This is a genomic window from Burkholderia metallica (genome assembly GCF_902832845.1).
GTDB classification, from domain to species: Bacteria; Pseudomonadota; Gammaproteobacteria; order Burkholderiales; family Burkholderiaceae; genus Burkholderia; species Burkholderia metallica.
In genome coordinates this window covers 305,075-323,397 of sequence record NZ_CADFDB010000006.1, presented here as the reverse complement: position 1 = coordinate 323,397, position 18,323 = coordinate 305,075, and the positions used below count along the sequence as shown (strand labels likewise).

The 18,323-nt window shown below is 67.0% G+C and carries 13 protein-coding genes; 5 read left to right on the top strand and 8 right to left on the bottom strand.

Annotation, left to right across the window (positions count from 1 at the left end):
• Window positions 1-385 precede the first annotated feature (385 nt).
• The 3 genes from mqo to HWX08_RS19015 all read right to left on the bottom strand — a co-directional run bounded on the left by mqo (window position 386) and on the right by HWX08_RS19015 (window position 3,382).
• Window positions 386-2,029: a malate dehydrogenase (quinone) gene (mqo, locus tag HWX08_RS19025; RefSeq protein WP_069258975.1), complete on the bottom strand. Its 1,644-nt coding sequence runs from the start codon at window positions 2,027-2,029 to the stop codon at window positions 386-388.
• A 510-nt stretch (window positions 2,030-2,539) separates the two neighbouring features.
• Complete coding sequence (locus tag HWX08_RS19020; protein ID WP_069261054.1) at window positions 2,540-2,827, bottom strand: hypothetical protein; 288 nt, start codon at window positions 2,825-2,827, stop codon at window positions 2,540-2,542.
• A gap of 66 nt (window positions 2,828-2,893) precedes the next feature.
• Window positions 2,894-3,382, bottom strand: coding sequence for an Lrp/AsnC family transcriptional regulator (locus tag HWX08_RS19015; protein ID WP_174920223.1), 489 nt, complete (start codon window positions 3,380-3,382; stop codon window positions 2,894-2,896).
• Between the two features lie 115 nt (window positions 3,383-3,497).
• Here HWX08_RS19015 and HWX08_RS19010 point away from each other — a divergent pair, with 115 nt between their 5' ends.
• Window positions 3,498-4,535 (top strand): histone deacetylase family protein, encoded by a 1,038-nt coding sequence (locus tag HWX08_RS19010; protein ID WP_174920225.1) that lies wholly within the window; start codon window positions 3,498-3,500, stop codon window positions 4,533-4,535.
• Window positions 4,536-4,605: 70 nt separating this feature from the next.
• A complete protein-coding gene (locus HWX08_RS19005) occupies window positions 4,606-5,754 on the top strand; it encodes a branched-chain amino acid ABC transporter substrate-binding protein (protein ID WP_174920227.1) in 1,149 nt (382 codons plus the stop codon).
• A gap of 53 nt (window positions 5,755-5,807) precedes the next feature.
• Here HWX08_RS19005 and HWX08_RS19000 read toward each other — a convergent pair whose 3' ends face one another.
• Entirely contained in the window at window positions 5,808-6,677 is an 870-nt protein-coding gene (locus HWX08_RS19000; protein WP_069258978.1) for a mechanosensitive ion channel family protein, read from the bottom strand.
• Window positions 6,678-7,002: 325 nt separating this feature from the next.
• On the opposite strand from HWX08_RS19000, the gene HWX08_RS18995 reads away from it, so the two are divergent.
• Both HWX08_RS18995 and HWX08_RS18990 read left to right on the top strand, forming a co-directional pair.
• On the top strand, window positions 7,003-8,367 hold the full coding sequence (locus HWX08_RS18995) for a M23 family metallopeptidase (RefSeq protein ID WP_174920326.1): 1,365 nt from the start codon (window positions 7,003-7,005) through the stop codon (window positions 8,365-8,367).
• A gap of 408 nt (window positions 8,368-8,775) precedes the next feature.
• Window positions 8,776-12,111 carry an autotransporter outer membrane beta-barrel domain-containing protein gene (locus HWX08_RS18990; protein ID WP_244122721.1) on the top strand — a complete coding sequence of 1,112 codons (3,336 nt, stop codon included), beginning with the start codon at window positions 8,776-8,778 and terminating at the stop codon, window positions 12,109-12,111.
• Between the two features lie 277 nt (window positions 12,112-12,388).
• On the opposite strand, the gene HWX08_RS18985 is transcribed toward HWX08_RS18990, so the two are convergent.
• The 3 genes from HWX08_RS18985 to HWX08_RS18975 all read right to left on the bottom strand — a co-directional run bounded on the left by HWX08_RS18985 (window position 12,389) and on the right by HWX08_RS18975 (window position 14,695).
• Window positions 12,389-13,126: a fucose-binding lectin II gene (locus tag HWX08_RS18985; RefSeq protein ID WP_174920229.1), complete on the bottom strand. Its 738-nt coding sequence runs from the start codon at window positions 13,124-13,126 to the stop codon at window positions 12,389-12,391.
• Window positions 13,127-13,315: 189 nt separating this feature from the next.
• A complete protein-coding gene (locus HWX08_RS18980; protein ID WP_174920231.1) occupies window positions 13,316-14,173 on the bottom strand; it encodes a fucose-binding lectin II in 858 nt (285 codons plus the stop codon).
• A 132-nt stretch (window positions 14,174-14,305) separates the two neighbouring features.
• On the bottom strand, window positions 14,306-14,695 hold the full coding sequence (locus HWX08_RS18975; protein WP_069258982.1) for a fucose-binding lectin II: 390 nt from the start codon (window positions 14,693-14,695) through the stop codon (window positions 14,306-14,308).
• Between the two features lie 933 nt (window positions 14,696-15,628).
• Here HWX08_RS18975 and leuA point away from each other — a divergent pair.
• The gene (gene leuA / locus HWX08_RS18970) at window positions 15,629-17,338 is read left to right on the top strand and encodes a 2-isopropylmalate synthase (protein WP_174920328.1); all 1,710 of its coding nucleotides are present in this window, start codon (window positions 15,629-15,631) and stop codon (window positions 17,336-17,338) included.
• On the opposite strand, the gene HWX08_RS18965 is transcribed toward leuA, so the two are convergent.
• The gene (locus HWX08_RS18965; protein WP_174920233.1) at window positions 17,256-18,311 is read right to left on the bottom strand and encodes a LysR family transcriptional regulator; all 1,056 of its coding nucleotides are present in this window, start codon (window positions 18,309-18,311) and stop codon (window positions 17,256-17,258) included. The two genes, leuA and HWX08_RS18965, sit on opposite strands and share 83 nt — an antisense overlap.
• Window positions 18,312-18,323 lie beyond the last annotated feature (12 nt).

Below are 18,323 nucleotides of genomic sequence, written 5' to 3'. Positions count from 1 at the left end.
AGCTGAATTCGGTTGAGGTGGCGCCCGGGCGGGCGCGGCAACGGCGGGCGGCGCTCGCGCGGTTCGGGCGCGGGCCGCATCGGGCGTCGCTTGGATTGCGTCGATGCGGATGATGGATCGGGCGGCGACGGGGTCGCGCGTGCCGCAATTCTAGCGGAAGCGAGCAGGCGAATGCGGACGATCGGCTGCGGGGGGGGCGGTTGCGGCCGGACGGCTGCGGGCGACCGCCTGCGAGCGCTGCGTGCAAGGACGGCGCGCACTCACCGCCCGTTGTTTCCGGAAAACAGCCCCCGATCGCCGCCCCGATGAAAAACGGCCGCCCCGGAGGGCGGCCGTGTCGTGCGGCGCAACAGCGCGCCGCGGTGCTCCGCGGCACCCGGACGCGTTACAGCGCCATGTCGGCCGCGGCCTTCGCCGGGCGGGCCGGCGCGTTGCCGGTGGCCTGCGACGGCGTGCTGAGATCGATCTTCGGCGGCGGCGCGAGTTGCAGCACGTCGCTCGTGTACGTCCATTCCTCGACGACCTTCGCCGGGCTGTCGTTCAGCTTCGTGCCGTAGCTCGGCACGATCTGGCGGATCTTCTGCTGCCACTCGGGCGTCGCGACCTTGTCCTTGAATACCTTCTTCATCAGGTTCAGCATGATCGGCGCTGCCGTCGACGCGCCCGGCGACGCGCCGAGCAGGCCCGCGATGCTGCCGTCCTGCGACGCGACGATTTCGGTGCCGAGCTTCAGCACGCCGCCCTTCACCGGGTCGCGCTTGATGATCTGCACGCGCTGGCCGGCTTGCCACAGGCGCCAGTCTTCCTTCTTCGCGTTCGGGAAGTATTCCTTCAGCGCGTTGAAGCGGTCGTCGTCGGACAGCATCAGCTGGCCGGCGAGGTACTGAACGAGCGGGAATTCGTCGACGCCCACGCGCATCATCGGTGCGACGTTGTGCAGGTTCGTGCTCTTCGCGAGGTCGAAGTACGAGCCGTTCTTCAGGAACTTGGTCGAGAACGTCGCGAACGGCCCGAACAGGATGATCTTCTTGCCGTCGATGATCCGCGTGTCGAGGTGCGGCACCGACATCGGCGGCGAGCCGACCGACGCCTTGCCGTACGCCTTCGCGAGATGCTGCTTCACCACGTCGGGGTTGTCCGTCACGAGGAACGAGCCGCCGACCGGAAATGCGCCGTAGTCCTTCGCCTCGGGGATGCCCGACGCCTGCAGCAGATGCAGCGCACCGCCGCCCGCGCCGATGAACACGAACTTCGCGTCGACCGACTGCGCCGGTTCATCCGAGTGCAGCTTGACCCACGTCACGTGCCACGTGCCGTCGGCGTTGCGCGTGATCTCGCGCACTTCGCTCGACAGCGACAGCGTGAAGTTGGGCTGCGTCTTCAGGTAGCCGACGAACTGGCGCGTGATCTCGCCGAAGTTCACATCGGTGCCGATCGGCGTCCACGTCGCCGCGACCTTCTGGCCGCGGTCGCGGCCTTCCATCATCAGCGGCACCCACTGCTTGATCTGGTCGTAGTCTTCCGAATACTGCATCCCGCGGAACAGCGGGCTCGCCTGCAGCGCTTCGTAGCGCTTCTTCAGGAAGCGGACGTTGTCGTCGCCCCACACGAAGCTCATGTGCGGCGTCGAGTTGATGAACGAATGCGGGTTCTTCAGCACGCCCTGCCTGACCTGCCACGCCCAGAACTGGCGCGAGATCTGGAACGACTCGTTGATCTCGATCGCCTTCGAGATGTCGATCTTGCCGTCCGCCTTCTCCGGCGTGTAGTTCAGTTCGGCGAGCGCCGAGTGGCCGGTGCCGGCATTGTTCCAGCCGTTCGAGCTTTCCAGCGCGACGCCGTCGAGGCGCTCGACCATCGTCATCGACCAGTCGGGCTGAAGCTCGTGCAGCCACACGCCGAGCGTCGAGCTCATGATGCCGCCGCCCACCAGCAGGACGTCGACCTTCTTCGTATCGGCGGCATGCGCGGACGATGTCGCGACGCACAGCGCGAGCGCCGACAGTATTACCCGTAACGTTTTGATCACAGCAGATCCCTTTTTCAACTTGAATGCATCGGTTTGCCAGGCCGCCCGGCGCGCGCATCGACCGCGAAAAACGCGGGTCCGGAGATCCGGATCGCGAATCCGGAATTCCGGATCGACGCGGCACGCCGTTGCATTTGCGCACACGAAGCCGTCGCGAAGGACACCTTCGGATCGGCTTCCCGCAGGCGGGCAAGCGCCTGCGTCACAGTGGCGCATGACACGCCCGGGCCCTTGCGGCAAGCCTGGGCGGAAGACGCTTCAGGCTGCGTGGAAAGGGGCCGCGCGCGACGCGTTTTTGCGGGGGCGGGACGGCAAGGGGCGCGTAATGTAACCGAACTCGTTTGCTGTGTCACAAACGAAAAAAGCCGTTGTTTTCGTGGGGTTTTCTGCGTGTCCGGGTTTCCGGAACGACGGTCGCCGGAACCGGGAAAGGTGTGGATAACCGCGGGGGATCGGGGAGGTCGGGACGTGGCGTTGCACCGCGTCCCGCTCAGGTCACGTCAGGTTGCGTCACTTCGCGAAATTGTTCCGGCAGAACTGCTCGTACCCCAGCGCCGAATTCGCGAAACCTTTCTGCTTCGCGAGTTCCCACGGGCGCTCGCATTGCTGCGTCTGTTCGCACCACGCATAGCCGGCCGACGGGATGCAGCCGTGCTCGTCGCGATCGCCGCCGACCATCGGTGCGGCGGCGGATGCCGACGACGGGGCCGGCGGCGTGGACGGGGCGGCACAGGCGCTCAGCGCGAGCGCGCAGGCCAGCGTGGCGGCCAATGACACGGAAGGGATGAAACGCTTCATCGGGTAGTGCTCCATGGGATCGGTTTCGGAGAATCGGGGGGGCGCCCCGCACGTTCGTCGCATCGTTCAGTCGCCGGGCACCGGCACCCGCGACGAGAACTTCACTTCGCGCAACGCGAGGCTCGACTGGATCGACGACACCCCGGCCTGCTTGCGCAACACACGCTCGACGAAGTCCGCATACGCGTCGAGATCGGCCGCGACGACCTGCAGCATGTAGTCGGCCGCGCCGGTGATCTTGTGGCAGGACGTCACTTCGTCGTGACGCCGCATCACGTCCTCGAAGCGATCGGAATCGTGGCCGGAATGCATGTTGAACGTCACCTGCACGAATGCGAACACGTTCATGCCGAGCGCGCGCCGGTCGAGGTTCGCCTGGTAGCCGGTGATCACGCGTTCGTCCTCGAGCCGCTTGCGGCGGCGCCAGCAGGGCGTGACGCTCAGCGACAGCTTCTCGCCGAGCGTCGCGTTCGACAGCGCGCCGTCGTCCTGCAGCAAGCGCAGCATGGCGCGGTCGACGCCGTCCAGTTCGACCGAAGCGCGATTTTTGCTCATTTCCGGCATTCCGTAGGCGGTTTTCTCAAAATTGTACGAAACGCGTGCGTGGAAAGCAAAGTTATTGCCGGATGCGGTCAATAAACTGTTGGCACCTTCACGGCAACGGTCAACCATGCTCACGGTCTACAGCAGCGATCACCAACTGCATCGCGGCGTCGAACTGAAGGACGGCGCGATCACCGATTCGTTCGAAAACCCCCTTCGCGCCGAAACGGTGCTCGCGCAGGTGCGTGCCGCCGGCCTCGGCGACGTGATCGCGCCGAAGCCGTTCGACCGTGCGCATTACGCGGCCGCGCACAGCGCGCGCTACGTCGATTTCGTCGCCGGCGCGTGGGACGAGTGGGCCGCGACGGGCCGCACCTGCCAGGCGCTGCCGCTCGTGTGGCCGGTGCGCGCGATGCCGGCTGCCGCGACGCCGCCCGCGTTCATCGACGGCAAGCTCGGCTTCTACGCGATGGACGCCGGCGCGCCGATCAACACCGGCACGTGGGATGCCGTGAGCGCGAGCGCGAACTCGGCGCTCACCGGCGCCGACCTGCTGTCGAGCGGCGCGGTGCGCGCGGCGTTCGCGCTGTGCCGGCCGCCCGGCCATCACGCGGGCCGCGAGTACATGGGCGGCTATTGCTACCTGAACAACGCGGCGATCGCCGCGCAGCACTGCATCGCGCAGGGCGCCGCGCGCGTCGCGGTGCTCGACGTCGACTTCCATCACGGCAACGGCACGCAGGACATCTTCTACGACCGCGCGGACGTGCTGTTCGCGTCGATCCACGGCGAGCCGCCGGTGTCGTACCCGTACTTCTCCGGCTATGCGCAGGAGCGCGGCATCGGCGCGGGCGAAGGCTTCAACCTGAACCTGCCGCTGCCGAAGGGCACGCTGTGGGACACCTACTCGGCGGCGCTCGACCACGCGGCCGCCGCGATCGCCGCGCATGCGCCCGACGCGCTCGTCGTGTCGCTCGGCGTCGATACGTTCGAGCACGACCCGATCAGCCACTTCCGGCTGCGCTCGCCCGATTACCTGCGCATCGGCGCCGCGCTCGCGCGGCTGCACCTGCCGACGCTGTTCGTGATGGAGGGCGGCTACATGGTCGACGAGATCGGCATCAACGCGGTGAACGTATTGCTGGGATTCGAAGGGCGTGCGTGAGCGCGCGGCACGACTTTTGACGCATGATGATTCGGAACACGAACGAAGCACGACACGGACGGAGACAACCATGAATCGACATCACAAGACGGCACTCGCGGCCGCGGCCTTGGCCGCACTGGCGTGCTCGTTGCCCGCGGCGCCCGCGCACGCGGACGAGATCGTGCGCATCGGCCACGTCGCGCCGCTGACCGGAGCGATCGCGCATCTCGGCAAGGACAGCGAGAATGGCGCGCGCCTCGCGATCGAGGAAATCAACGCGAAGGGGCTGACGATCGGCGGCAAGCCGGTCACGCTGCGGCTCGATGCGCAGGACGATGCGGGCGATCCGCGCACCGCGACGCAGGTCGCGCAGCGGCTCGTCGACGACAAGGTCGTCGGCGTCGTCGGCCATCACAATTCGGGCACGTCGATTCCGGCGTCGCGCGTCTATCGCGACGGCGGCGTCGTGCAGATCTCGCAGGCCGCGACCAACCCGACGTACACGCAGCAGGGCTTCAAGACGACCTATCGCGTCGTCGCGACCGACGCGCAGCAGGGGCCGGCGCTCGCGACGTATGCGGCGAAGAACCTGGGCGTGAAGACGGTGGCCGTGGTCGACGATTCGACTGCGTACGGCCAGGGGCTCGCGACCGAGTTCGAGAAGGCCGCGAAGGCGGCGGGGATGGCGGTCGTGTCGCGCGACGCGACCAACGACAAGGCGATCGACTTCCGCGCGATCCTGACGAAGATCAAGGGCGTGAACCCCGACGCGATCATGTACGGCGGAATGGACGCGACGGGCGGCCCGCTCGCGAAGCAGGCGCGCCAGCTCGGCATGCGCGCGAAGATCCTCGCCGGCGACGGCGTGTGCTCGACCGACCTGCCGAAGCTCGCGGGCCCGGCGTCGGACAACGTCGTGTGCTCCGAAGCCGGCATCGCGCTCGAGAAGATGCCGGGCGGCGCGGCGTTCGCGAAGCGCTACGAAGCGCGATACCACCAGCCGATGCAGGTGTATGCGCCGTTCTCGTACGACGCCGTCTACATCATCGTCGACGCGATGAAACGCGCGAACTCGACGGACCCGGCGAAGGTGCTGGCCGCGATGCCGGCCACCGACTATCGCGGCGTGATCGGCGAGACGCAATTCACGCCGCAGGGCGACCTGAAGCACGGTGCGATCTCGGTGTTCACCTACCGCAGCGGCAAGAAGGCGCTGCTCGATATCGTGAAGATGTAGCGACGAAGCCGGGGCGCGGCGCACCGCATGCGCGGTGCCATGCCTCGTCGCATTCAGGACGCCGCGGCGCGCGGGGCCGCGCGGGTCGATTCGGCATCGTGCACGATGTGCAGCTCGCGCGTGCGGATCGGCAGCGCGCAGTTCGCGTCGGCGAGCGTCTTGCGCACCTGGCGCGCGAGGCGCCAGCGCATCGCCCAGAACTGGTCGGTGTGCGTCCAGACGCGCATGTTCGCGACGACCGTGCTGTCGTCGAAGCGCATCACCATCACGTCCGGCGCGGGATCCTGCAGCACGTCGGGATCGGCCGCGGCCAGCGCGCGCAGCGCGTCGAGTGCGCGATCGATGTCGTCGTGCACCGATACTTCCACTTCGAGGTCGAGGCGGCGTGTCGGGTTGCGCGTGTAGTTGCGGATCGCGCTGCCCCACAGTGCGCTGTTCGGCACGTATTCGCAGATGCCGTCGGGCTTCGTCAGCCGCGTCATGAAGAGCCCCACTTCGTCGACGGTGCCCGCGACGCCCGTGCCGCCGTCGATATAGTCGCCGACCTTGAACGGCCGCAGCAGCAGAAGCATGATGCCGGCCGCAATGTTCTGCATCGTGCCCTGCAACGCGAGCCCGATCGCGAGGCCGGCCGCGCCGAGCACCGCGACGATGCTCGCGGTCTCGATGCCGAGCTGCGACAGCGCGCCGACGATCGCGACGATGCGCACGCCCCACACGGCGACGTCGCAGAGGATCGGCCGCAGCGTGCCGTCGACGCGCTCCTTGTTCGAAAGCACGCGGTTCAGCCAGTTGCCGATGCGTCTGGACAGCCACCAGCCGGCGACGAGCAGTGCCAGGGCGGTGCACAGCTTCAGAGAAAGGGTGGACAGTGCGTTCCACAGGAACGTCCAGCGTTCCGGGTGCAGTTGATCGAGCGACATGAAGAAATTCCGGGTTGAAGAAACGGTGCGCGACGCGCGGCGTGCCGGCTGTGGCCCGACAGGCTTGTACTCACGCGGGCAGCGTTCGACCGTACACGGGGCGCGATGGTTCGCGCGAATGGGTGGGGTCGAATGCCGCATGGCCGAAAAACCGAGATTTCGGTTTAGTACGAAGCGGCTTTTTCGGCAAATGAGACTAGTCCTATTCAGACGCGTCGATCATGCCGATACACTCGCTTTCACGTTGCCGGGTCGCGACGATCGGTCCTCCGCGATACCCGGTTCTTTCCCGATTTTTCATCGACAGACAGCGAGTGACGACGTCATGCGGTTAGACCTGCGTTTCCGTCTCGCACGCGAACAAGGTCAACCCGCGCGGCGCGGCGTTTGGGGTTTCCCGATGCGTCGCACGCTGCTGCGCGGTGTCGTCGCGGCGGCCTGTGTGGCCGGCGCAGCGGGGGCGGTGGCACACGCGGCTCACGATGCCGCGCCGCTTTCGCCCGCGACGGCCGACCTTGTCCACGTGCCTTTTTTCAATGCCGCGCGCACGACGTGGGGCGGCCTGCACGCATCGACGGCCGCGCCGCTCGACGTGGCCTACGCGTCGTATCTGCCGAGCGTGTCGTCGGCCGGCGACCGCGACGACCCCGTGGCGCGCTTCGGCGCATGCGTGGCCTACCGCGTGCTGTGCGACGCGGCGCGCGCTGCGGTCGAACGCGCGTATGCGTCGAGATTCCATTACGGTCTGGCGTCGGCGTTGCCCGCGACGGGCGAGCCGGCCGCGTTCGAGCGGCGCTCCGTCGATCTCGCCGCCGCCGAACCGTTCGCGTTCGCGCCAGCCGAATACGGCGCGCGTAGCGGTGCGATCGTCGGCAGCCTGACGGCGTCGCTGGCGCGCGCCGAGCTGCCGGCCGGCGTGGCCGCGCAGGTCGCGCGCATCGTCGCCGCGCGTATCGACCTGACGCAGCGCGGCGCACCCGGCGACACGTTCCACATCGCATACGAACCCGACGCCGGCGCCCGGCTGCCGGGCGGCGTGCGCGTGACGGCGCTCGAGGTTCGCCTGCGCGGCCAGCGCGTCGCTGGCGTGTGGTTTGCGCCGGATGCCGGTTCGCCGGGCGCCTACTACGACCTCGACGGCGCGCCGCTCGTCGGGGCGCGGTTTGCGATGCCGGTCAGCGCCACGCGGATCAGTTCGCACTACGGTGCGCGCGTGCATCCGGTCACCGGCGCGCGCCATGTGCATTCCGGCGTCGATCTCGCGGCGCCGTCCGGGCGTGCGGTTCACGCGTCGGAGCGCGGCGTCGTGACGTTCGTCGGCACCGAGCCGCGCGGCTACGGCAAGTACGTAGTGATCCGCCATGACGGCGGCTATGCGTCGTACTACGCGCACCTGTCCGCATTCGAGCCGACGCTGCGAACCGGCATGCGGGTCGTGCGCGGGCAGCGCATCGGCGCGGTCGGTCAAACGGGCACGGCCACGGGGCCGCATCTGCACTTCGAGGTTCGGCGGCACGACCGTCTCGTCGATCCGGTCGCGCTGGTCCGCGCGGGCGACGCGGCGAAGCTGCAAGGCGAGCGGCGCGTGGCGTTCAATCGCGTGGCGCGCGACGCGCGCACGCGCCTGGCGTCGGCTGCATGGTCGGAGCCGGTCGCGATGTCGACGCCGGCCGGATCGCAGGCCGGCTGAAGGTGCGCGACGGGCCGCCCGCCGTCGCGGGCGGCCTTCCGGATAACCGCTCGTCATGCGTAGCAACATCGCGTAAAGCGTACGCGGCCATTGCACGACCTATTGTGCAATCGAATGGCGTCAAATTTGCCGATTATTTTGAATTCCTTCCTGCGCCGCATTCGCGGTCTGCCCGAAAGCCGGTAAATTCAACCGTTTTACTTTCCTGCTTGCTTTGGACTGCTGTCGTTGGCGTTTGCCGCGATGCAGCAGCGCCGCGCAGTCCGTTGTTTCTTATTGCTGAATAAATCCGAAGCTGATTTCCTATATCACCTGTTCGCATCTTGCGATTATTTCGAGACAGGTGATATAACCCGTTTCGAGCACCGATTTGCAGCGATAACGTCACCAATAAATGCGAGCGGAAAAATGAAAAGAACGAGGCGCAACCTGGGTTTGGGCGGAGTGGCGATCCTGACCGGTGCGATGCCGGCAGGGGCTTATGCGGCATGTTCGGCCACCGCGCCGGGCAGCGGTGCGACGGTCACCTGTTCCGGTGCGAACATCCCGTCGGTCGTGGCCGCGACCGGCAGCACCGGCGTGACGATCAACATCGATGCGGGCGCGACGGGCAATTACGTGCTGACGTCCGCGCCGACACCGTTTTCCGTCGACACGTCGAGCGCGATCACCAACAACGGCAACCTGTCGATGTCCGGCAACGGCACGGGCGTCGCGAACCGCGGCGCGGTGCTGCTCGGCGTGAACAACGGCAACACGCTCACCAACGGCGCGACCGGCACGATCTCGACGACCGGCACCTACAACGACGGGATGGCCGCGAACGGCAACAACAATACGCTCGTCAACAACGGCACGATCACGACCACCGGCAACAATTCGTACGGGATGACGGCCGCGTGGGGGCAGAGCAACCCCGGCGCGTCGGGCAACCAGATCGTCAACACGGGCACCGTGACGACCTCGGGCAACAACGCGCGCGCGGCGTCGCTGCTCGGCGGCAACGGCACGATCACCAATAGCGGCACGCTGACGTCGAACGGCCGCGATGCGCCGGCCGTGTACATGCAGGGCAACAACGACACGCTGGTCAACAGCGGCACGATCCAGACCACCGGCACCGCGACGAGCGGCGGCAGCGTCGATGCGGTCGTGTCGAACACGCTCGGCAGTTCGTTCACCGCGACGATCACGAACCAGGCGGGCGGCAGGATCATCAGCAACAACGGGATCGGCGTGCGCTCGACCAACGGCGCGACGACGATCACCAACGCGGGGCTGATCCAGGGCGGCGGCGGCACCGCGATCCAGGGCGGCAACGGCAACGTGACGCTGATCCTGCAGACCGGCTCGCAGATCGTCGGCACTGCGAACGGCGGTGCCGGCACCAATACCGTGACGCTGCAGGGCACCGGTACGGCGTCGAATGCGTTCACGAACTTCCAGAGCCTGACGATGGCCGGCACCGACTGGACGTGGGCCGGCACCGGCACGTTCTCGACCGCGCTCGTGCAGAGCGGCACGCTGAACCTCACGGGCACGCTCGGCACGACGACGGCGTCGGTCGTCGCCACGGTCAACGCGGGCGCGACGCTGCAGGCGAACGCGGCGAACCTGCCTTTGTCGGTGACGGACAACGGGCTCGTGCGGTTCCAGCAGGATGGTGCCGGCACCTATACCGGTACGATCGGCGGGAGCGGCGCGGTGGAAAAAACCGGCGCGGGCACGCTGACGCTCGCGCCTTCCGCCGCGGGCGGCAACACGTATTCCGGCGGCACGACGATCACGCAGGGCACGTTGTCGGTTGCGGCCGACAATGCGCTCGGTGCTTCGTCAGGAAGCCTGACTTTGAACGGCGGCACGCTGCAGCTCGGCAGTGCGTTCGACCTGGCGTCGAGCCGCGCGGTGTCGATCACGTCGAACAACGGCACGATCGATACGCAAGGCTTCAACTCGACGATCGCGCAGAACATCACGGGCGCGGGTTCGCTGACGAAGCTCGGCAGCGGCACGCTGACGTTGAACGGTGCGAGCACTTATGCGGGCGGCACGAACGTGAACGCCGGCACCGTGATCGTCGGCGACGGCACGAGCGCGTCGGCGGCGCTGGGCGGCGGCGGGCCGGTGACGGTCGCATCGGGCGCGACGCTCGGCGGCTATGGCAGCGTGACGGGCGACGTGACGAACCACGGCACGATCTCGGTCGCGAACGCGCTCGCGAGCCTCGCAAGCGGCGCGACCGGCAATTTCGGGATCAACGGTAACCTGACCAATGCCGGCCTCGTGCAGCTCGGCGGCAGCGGCGTGGGCAACACGCTGACGGTGGCCGGCAACTACGTGGGGCAAAACGCGACGATCGCGCTGAATACGACGCTTGCCGGCGACGGTGCGCCGTCGGACAAGCTGATCGTCAGCGGCGGTACGGCGAGCGGCACGAGCACGCTGAAGGTGACGAACGTCGGCGGCGCCGGCGCGCAGACGGTGGCCGACGGCATCCAGGTCGTGCAGGCCACCAACGGCGCGACGACGAACGCGGGCGCGTTTTCGTTGTCCGGCGGGTCCGTGAGCGCCGGTGCGTACACGTACTTCCTCGCGAAAGGCGGCGAGGCGAGCGGCACCGGCAGCAACTGGTACCTGCGCAACACGGTGCCGCCGAAGCCACAGCCGTCGGTCGTCGAGCCCGGCCAGCCGACGCCGCCGGCCGAGCCGCCGATCACGCCGGCCGAAGGCACACCGGAATCGATCGTCGACGCGGTCGACCATGCGGGCACCGGCGGCAATCCGGAGCCGGTCTACCGCCCCGAGGTGCCGCTGTACGCAGAAGCGCCGGCCGTGGCGCGCCAGCTCGGGCTGCTGCAGATCGACACGTTCCATGATCGGCAGGGCGAACAGGGCCTGCTGGCCGAGAACGGTTCGGTGCCGGCATCGTGGGCGCGCATCTGGGGCGGCCACAGCGACATCAAGCAGAAAGGCGACGTGACGCCGTCATACGACGGCACGGTGTGGGGGATGCAGGTCGGTCAGGACCTGTACGCGGACACCACCGCGAGCGGCCATCGCAACCACTACGGCTTCTTCGTCGGCTTCTCGCGGGCGGTGGGCGACGTGAAGGGCTTCGCGCTCGCGCAGCCGGACATGGGCGTCGGCTCGCTGCAGGTCAATGCGTACAACCTCGGCGGTTACTGGACGCATATCGGCCCGGGCGGCTGGTACACCGATGCGGTGCTGATGGGCAGCGCGCTCACGGTGCGCACGCACTCGAGCGACAACGTGAACGGCTCGACGAACGGCAACGCGTTCACGGGCTCGGTCGAGGCCGGGCTGCCGATTGCGCTCGGCAATGGGCTGACGCTGGAGCCGCAGGCGCAGCTCGTATGGCAATGGCTGTCGCTCGACCGGTTCAACGACGGGGTGTCGAGCGTGGGCTGGAACAACGGCAACACGTTCCTCGGCCGGATCGGCGCGCGGCTTCAATACGCGTTCGATGCGAACGGCGTGAGCTGGAAGCCGTACCTGCGCGTGAACGTACTGCGCGCGTTCGGTGCCGACGACAAGACCACCTTCGGCGGCTCGACGACGATCGGCACGCAGATCGGGCAGACGGCCGGACAGATCGGTGCGGGGCTCGTTGCACAGCTGACGAAGCGCGGGAGTGTATATGCGACGGTCAGCTATCTGACGAATCTCGGCGGCGAGCACCAGCGCACCATCACCGGGAATGCGGGCGTGCGGTGGGCGTGGTAGCGCATCACCGGCCGGCCGGTGTTCATCGAGAACAGCCGCGAGAAGCCGCAGCGCGTGAAGTCGCCATCGGCGGAAATCCTGTGGAGCGTCAGTTCTCGGTCTAGTTCGGTTTCGATAAACCTGGGTGCTCGGCCCGCCGGATTCATGTCGGGCCCATGAGCGTGTCGGGCGAACGATCGCGTATCGGTGGCGGGGCATTGGATCGTTCTTGCCGGTCCGGCGTGCGTGAGCGAATCGCCACGCCGGGCAGCGTGGCGACAGAGCAGCGTTGCGCGGCTTAGCCGAGCGGCCAGTTCAGGATCGCGATACCGTCGTTGTAGTCACCGTCCGTCCCGTCTTCCGACCCGACCAGACCGAAGTAGGTCTTCTTGAAGATGTCGACCTGGCGCGAGCCGATTTTCGACGGCTTGCCGTTCGCCGTCACGACCACGCGCACCTTCCCCTTGCCGGAATTCACGATCTGCGTGTTCAGGTTCGCGTCCTGCGTGCCGGCGCCCTGGAACGTCGCGGCCGGTTTCGGGTTGTCGTCGACGAAGACCTCGATCGTCTGCTGTGCAGACGAATTGACCAGCGCGGTCACGCCGAACGCGATGTTCGGCGGCAGGTTGAAGAGGCCGTCGCGCTCGCCGCCGCCGGTCGTGGTGCCCGGCTGTCCGGGCTGCGGCTGAGGCGTCGCTTTCGAGAAGTAGTTGACCACCGCGCCGACACCGAACTTCGCGGCGGCGCCGGGCAGCACGCCGGGCGCACCGGCCCACGTCACCGTGCAGGCGACCACCTGCCCGGCCGCATCGGTCTTCACCTTGTTCTGCCAGCTGCCGACGTCGAAGCTGTACGGGATCGTCGCGATGTCGACGAACACGTCGTATTGCGGCAGCTTTTCGGCGAGCTGCGCGGTCATGAACTGGCGCATCCGGTCGAGCACTGCCTGATCGCCGTTGGCCTGTACGGCGGTTGCGTCGTTGCCGGCGAGTTGCAGCAGCGCGTACAGATCGTCATGGGTAAACGGTTGTGACATGTCGTCCTCGTCTCGATGAAAGGTCTCGCGTCGCGCGGCCGGCGAACGGATTTCGCCGCTGCCGCGCGCGGAGTACAGCAAGGGAACTGCAACTGACTGCTCGAATGAATGGATTCGCAATGTGTGGCCGGCCCCGTCGCCTTCGCAGGTTCGACAACGACGCGCGAGCTCTGCCGTGCCGCCTGGTGGTCAGCCGAGCGGCCAGTTCAGGAACACGATGCCGTCGTTGTAGTCGTCGTCGGTGCCGTCTTCCGAGCCGACGATCCCGAAGTACGACTTCTTGAACAGATCGACTTGCCGCGACCCGAGCCGCGACGGCTTGCCGTTCACCGTCACGATCACGCGCACGCGTCCGTTGCCGGAGTCGAGCACCTTGGTGCCGAGGTTCTGGTCCTGCTCGCCCGCGCCCTTGAACGTGGCGGCCGGTTTCGGGTTGTCGCCGATGTAGATGTCGATGGTCTGGTCGTTCGCCGCGTTGGTGAGCGCGGTGACGCCGAACTTGATGTTCGGCGGCAGGTTGAAGACACCGTCGCGCTCGCCGCCGCCGCTGCCGATGTTGCCCGGGGCCGGACCCGAACCGGTGCCGCCGCCTTCGCTGCCCGGGGTGCCCGGGTTGCCCGAAGTGCCGCCGCCCTGCGACGACGACTGCTCGGCCGTGCAGCAACCCATCGCGGAAATGCTCGCATACGACGTGATATGCATCGCGCTGCCGCGCACGCTTCTCCACTGGCCCTTCACGAACGTGACGCCGGGCCCGACTTCGATCGTCGCCACCAGCGTGAACGGCATGCGGCCGGTATTTTCCGGCACCTTCGACGAATAGGTGAAGGTGCCGTCCGCGACGACGCCGTTGTCGGTCGTGATCGCGAAATTGATGCCGGGAAAGTTGTTGCCGGTCGCATACGGCGTCGGCACGTTGAGGATGACCAGAAGTTTGCCGTCGCGAATGTCGGCATTCGCGATGTCGATGTGCAGGCCGGGAATGTCGACGTAGGTTTCGGACGTCACCACAGGCGCGCTGAGGATCGACGCTGAAAGAAGAGGCATGGATGTCTCCGGTGATCGGTGATGATGGGGTGACGCGGATGCGCCGCCCGTCGCCGAGCGACGCACCGGCTCGCCGGCCGGCCGGGCGATAGCCGCCCGGCGCGGCGAGCCGGCTGCCGATCGCGCGTCAGGTCAGCCGATCGGCCACTGGAGCACGACGATGCCGTCGTTGTAGTCGCTGTCGTGGCCGTCTTCCGACACGACGATCCCGAAGTTGACCGTGTACGGCGAGCCGTCCGCTTTCTTCCCGTTGATCGGCGCGAGGCGCGCGTCGGTGGCCGACGTCTTGCCGTTCACCGTCACCTCGAAGCGGAGCTTGCCGTTGCCGGAATTCAGCTTGGCTTCACGCGGGCCGTCGCGCGTGGTCAGCTTGTGATACGCGGCGGGCTCGTTGCTGTCGCCGATAAACAGCTTGATGTGCTGCTGCTCGGCGGCATTCGCGAAGAAAATCGCGCGGAAATCGGTATTCGGCGGAATCGAAAACTCGCCGGCGCGATTGGAAGACGTTTGAGAGTCGGCCATGCTTTCCTCCTGATGATTGGTGCATAAGGAATCGTGTCCCGTCGCGCAAACGTTTGCCGTTTGAAACGCGACGTGTCGAGCATGCCGAAAAATAAATAAAAAAATATTCGCCCGTGAATGGCAATTGTTCAGTAAATAGAAAATCAGGGTTAATCGATTTAATGAAGTGTGTGTAATTGACGATATTTCGATATATTCTCGAAACTATATCGGCGTGCGTATCGATTCTCTGAATGATGCGCGATTGCGCAGGGGCTGCGGGGAGAGGGCAATCGGGCTTCGGAGCAGGCGCTCGACGTTCGCATATGGCAGCGTGTCGTTTCAACATCAGCATCTCTGTCGTGGCCGCGCCCACCGGCCACCGTCGAACGCCCACACCGAAGCCCGATCGCAAGGGGGGCAGGGGTGCGGCACCGGTGAAGAGGATGGACCGACTCACTCCGAACATGAATAGGGCCTCACCGGCACCGCACCCGTGAAGCATATCGATCGGGAAAACCGCCGCCTATCGGACTAGACTGATTTTGCAGACGGCGCGATCGGATGATCGTGCGCGTTGCCATTGACACCGCCCATCCGTCTGTGATTTGATTTCGGCCATGCAAGCCGCCCAGTCCCTCTTCTCGCTACGACTACTAGCCCGTTTCTCCGGGCTGGGTCTGCGGCTGCGCGCTTTCCATCTGCTTCTTTCCTGAAGCGCCAGATTTCCCCCGCATCACCGACCTGGCCCCGGTTGTCGACCGGCGTCTGAGTTCGTCCTGCTTCCGAATCGCTCCGTCCCGGTCGTCAACCGTCAAGGCTGTCGTTCGCCGTACCGCTTTGCCGTTTTGCTGCGTTCTACCGTTTTCACCGCTGCGCGCGCAGCCAGTCACCACGACTGATGGCTGCCGCGCGGCGGTTTCCCGACAAACCGACCGAGGACCGAACATCATGATGCTGAAGAACCCCGCGACGAAGTACCGACCGTTCACGCCCGTCAACCTGCCGAACCGCGTATGGCCGACCCGCACGATCACGCAGGCGCCGATCTGGATGAGCACCGACCTGCGCGACGGCAACCAGTCGCTGTTCGAGCCGATGGACGCGACGCGCAAGATGCGGATGTTCAAGATGCTGGTCGCGATCGGCTTCAAGGAGATCGAGGTCGCGTTCCCGTCGGCGTCCGAGACCGATTTCAACTTCGTGCGCGAGCTGATCGAGGGCGGCCACATTCCCGACGACGTGACGATCGAGGTGCTCACGCAGGCGCGCGACGACCTGATCGAGCGCACCTTCGAATCGCTGCGCGGCGCGAAGCGCGCGATCGTCCACCTGTACAACGCGACCGCGCCGGAATTCCGCAAGATCGTGTTCGGCCTCGAGCGCGACGGCGTGAAGGAACTCGCGGTGAACGCCGCGCGCACGATCAAGCGCTTCGCCGATGCCGCGACCGACACGCATTTCACGCTGCAGTACAGCCCGGAAACGTTCACGGCGACCGAGCTCGATTTCGCGAAGGAAGTCTGCGACGCCGTGTTCGACGTGTGGCAGCCGACGCCCGAGCACAAGGCGATCGTGAACCTGCCGGCCACCGTCGAAGTCGGCACGCCGAACTTCTATGCGGACCAGATCGAATGGATGCACCGCAACCTCGCGCGCCGCGATGCGCTGATCGTGTCCGTGCACCCGCACAACGACCGCGGCACCGCGGTCGCGGCGGCCGAACTCGCGGTGATGGCCGGCGCGGACCGGATCGAGGGCTGCCTGTTCGGCAATGGCGAGCGCACCGGTAACGTCGATCTCGTCACGCTCGCGCTGAACCTCTACTCGCAAGGCGTCGATCCGGGCCTCGATTTCTCGCAGATCAACGAGGTCGCGCGCACGGCCGAGGAATGCACGCAGTTGCCGATCCATCCGCGCCATCCGTACGTCGGCGACCTGGTGTTCACCGCGTTCTCTGGCTCGCACCAGGATGCGATCAAGAAGGGCTTCGCGGTGCAGCGTCCCGATGCCGTGTGGGAAATGCCGTACCTGCCGATCGATCCGAGCGACGTCGGCCGCACGTACGACTCGATCATTCGCGTGAACAGCCAGTCGGGCAAGGGCGGTATCGCGTACCTGCTCGAGCAGAGCTATGGCGTCGTGCTGCCGCGCCGGCTGCAGGTCGACTTCAGCGCGGCCGTGCAGCGCCTGACCGACGACAGCGGGCTCGAGGTGACGAGCGCGCAGATCTGGTCGCTGTTCCAGCAGGAATACGTCGAAGGCGATGCGCCGCTGCGTTATGTCGGCCACGAGCTGACCGAGCGCGACGGCCGCGAGACGATCGTGCTGACCGCCGACGTGCACGGCGAGCGCCGCGTACTGCGCGGCGAAGGCAACGGTCCGCTCGACGCGCTGATGCATGCGTTGCGTACGCCGCTGCGCATTCAGCACTACGAGGAGCGCGCGTTGTCGCAGGGCGCCGATGCGAAGGCGATCGCGATCGCCGAACTGTCCGGCACAGGCGTACGAGGCAGCGCGTTCGGCGTGGGCATCGACGCGAACCTGACGACCGCGTCGATCCGCGCGGTGATCGGCGGCATCAACCGCGCGTATGCGCGCGCGGACGAAGCGGCGCAGGCGACGTTTTTTGCCGCGCAGCCGGCGGTGAAGGCCGTCGCGTAAGCGGGGGCCTGGCGGCCGCGCCGGTGGGGTCCGGCGCGGCCGTGTCGTCGTGCGTGCGGGTGCCGCCGCTCGGGTCGCCGAGCGCCGCACGCAGCTCCGCCTTCATGAAATCCACCCACGCGCGTGTCTTCGCATCGAGATGACGGCGCGACGGATACACCAGAAACACGCCCACGTCCTGCGCCCGGTAGTCGGGCAGCACGCGTACCAGCGCGCCTGAACGCAGCCCGTCGTCCGCGACGAATTCCGGCAGCAGGCCGATTCCCGCCCCTTCCCGCACTGCGATCGCAAGCGATGCCGCGACGTCGGCCGTCATCGCCGGCTCGATCACGACCGTCTCCGAATCCGCGCCGCGCGACAGCGTCCATTCGCGCGCCGGGTAGGCCGGCGCGACCAGTTGCAGGCAGCGGTGCCGCACGAGCGCGCGCGGCGTGTCCGGCATCCCGTGCTGCGCGACGTATGCGGGCGAAGCGCACAGCACGCTGCCGAACCGCCCGACGTCGATCGCGACCTGATCGGCGCTCGGCAGGCTCGGCATCGCGATCACCGCGACGTCGTAGCTGTCGCGAATCAGGTCGGGCACCTGCGGCGCCAGCGTCAGGTCGACGCTGACGTCCGGACAGCGCGCCTGGAAGCGCGCGACGAGGGGAATCACGAAGCGGTTCGCGATGCTCGCGCTGCAGTGCGCACGCAGCCGGCCGTGCGGATGCAGCCGTGCGCCGTGCGCTTCGCGTTCGCTCGCGTCGACGGCGAGCGTGATGTCGCGTGCGCGGGCCAGATAGCGTTCGCCGGCTTCGGTCAGGCACATCGAACGCGTCGTGCGGTTCAGCAGCCGGATGCCGAGATGCGCCTCGAGCGACGCGATCGTGCGGCTGACATGCGCGGTCGTGAGATTGAGCCGCTTGCCGGTTTCGGTGAAGGTGCCCGCGTCGGCGAGCGTGACGAAAACCCGCATGCTTTGAATCAGATCCATCGGCGGGGCGGG

Excerpts from the sequence above, each read along its gene's own strand:
- HWX08_RS19020 (WP_069261054.1), bottom strand. The coding sequence starts at position 2,827 with ATGAAGCGTTTCATCCCTTCCGTGTCATTGGCCGCCACGCTGGCCTGC.
- HWX08_RS19015 (WP_174920223.1), bottom strand. The coding sequence starts at position 3,382 with ATGAGCAAAAATCGCGCTTCGGTCGAACTGGACGGCGTCGACCGCGCC.
- HWX08_RS19010 (WP_174920225.1), top strand. The coding sequence starts at position 3,498 with ATGCTCACGGTCTACAGCAGCGATCACCAACTGCATCGCGGCGTCGAA.
- HWX08_RS19005 (WP_174920227.1), top strand. The coding sequence starts at position 4,606 with ATGAATCGACATCACAAGACGGCACTCGCGGCCGCGGCCTTGGCCGCA.
- HWX08_RS19000 (WP_069258978.1), bottom strand. The coding sequence starts at position 6,677 with ATGTCGCTCGATCAACTGCACCCGGAACGCTGGACGTTCCTGTGGAAC.
- HWX08_RS18995 (WP_174920326.1), top strand. The coding sequence starts at position 7,003 with ATGCGGTTAGACCTGCGTTTCCGTCTCGCACGCGAACAAGGTCAACCC.
- HWX08_RS18990 (WP_244122721.1), top strand. The coding sequence starts at position 8,776 with ATGAAAAGAACGAGGCGCAACCTGGGTTTGGGCGGAGTGGCGATCCTG.
- HWX08_RS18985 (WP_174920229.1), bottom strand. The coding sequence starts at position 13,126 with ATGTCACAACCGTTTACCCATGACGATCTGTACGCGCTGCTGCAACTC.
- HWX08_RS18980 (WP_174920231.1), bottom strand. The coding sequence starts at position 14,173 with ATGCCTCTTCTTTCAGCGTCGATCCTCAGCGCGCCTGTGGTGACGTCC.
- HWX08_RS18975 (WP_069258982.1), bottom strand. The coding sequence starts at position 14,695 with ATGGCCGACTCTCAAACGTCTTCCAATCGCGCCGGCGAGTTTTCGATT.
- leuA (WP_174920328.1), top strand. The coding sequence starts at position 15,629 with ATGCTGAAGAACCCCGCGACGAAGTACCGACCGTTCACGCCCGTCAAC.
- HWX08_RS18965 (WP_174920233.1), bottom strand. The coding sequence starts at position 18,311 with ATGGATCTGATTCAAAGCATGCGGGTTTTCGTCACGCTCGCCGACGCG.